The 896-nt window shown below is 57.1% G+C and carries 2 protein-coding genes; one reads left to right on the top strand and one right to left on the bottom strand.

Annotated features, from left to right (window positions below):
- Nucleotides 1–355 (top strand): ATP-binding cassette domain-containing protein (locus ACXJ7R_RS34580; protein WP_457155712.1); only part of this gene is annotated, 355 nt, incomplete at its 5' end.
- 124 nt (nucleotides 356–479) lie between these two features.
- Here ACXJ7R_RS34580 and ACXJ7R_RS34575 read toward each other — a convergent pair.
- On the bottom strand, nucleotides 480–896 hold a 417-nt coding region (locus tag ACXJ7R_RS34575), incomplete at its 5' end, for a rhamnan synthesis F family protein (protein WP_457155711.1).

Here is an 896-nt window from a genome sequence, read left to right as displayed (position 1 = left end):
GAGGGGGCTGATCAGCGGTTGGACGCTGGCCGAGATCGAAGAGAAGATGGAAGAAATAATCGATTTCAGCGAGCTGGGCGATTTCATCGACCTGCCATTCAAGGCTTACAGCCAGGGCATGGCGGCACGGCTGGCGTTTGCAGCGGCGACCGCGCTCGAACCTGAAATTCTGCTGATGGATGAATGGATTGGCGCCGGCGACGCGTCATTCCAGGAAAAAGCCAAGCGACGCATGGACGAATTGGCGGAAAAAGCCGGCATCATCGTGCTGGCCAGCCACGACGAGTCGCTCATCCAGCGCGTTTGCACGAAGAAGATGACGCTTCGAGCTGGCCGGGTAGAGTCGCTGACTTAACAGCGCCTCGCGATTGATTGGCCTCCTATCCTCGGGTGCCGAAACCTCAAATGGGATATCGCCTGAGCGAAATTCACCTAGGTCGCCTGGAGCCTTTCCCGAGTGAATTGGCCATGGGGTGAGCTTAGTTTGTCGCGCCGCGACCAAGCGTGATCATCCTTCGCAGACCGCGGTAGATCGGCCTGAGGATCCTGAACGCAGTTGGCGATGTGGTCACGATCGATCTCTTGATCGAGAAGAGAAGGCCACGAAAGGACCTTGCCACTCCCAAGTTTCCGAATTCCGCTGGCGCTCCGTCCGCTAACAATGCCTGCAATTTGGCTTCCAACATGACGTAGTTGTGGGCCGCATTCCTCGCGGTCACCACATGCCGGAAGGTGTATCCGGCGTCGATCGCGACATAGGCAATGATCCGCTCTATGGCGTGGACCAAACTCCCATCCCGATAATCCATGTTGGCGAAGTCGTCCCAGGTCCACTTATGTTCGAAAAGCTTGCTGAGAGCGGCAGGACGAAACCAGTACATTCCACCGTAAGGCGC

It is taken from the genome of Mesorhizobium sp. P5_C1 (genome assembly GCF_054049815.1).
This window is presented reverse-complemented; position numbering and strand designations above follow the sequence as displayed.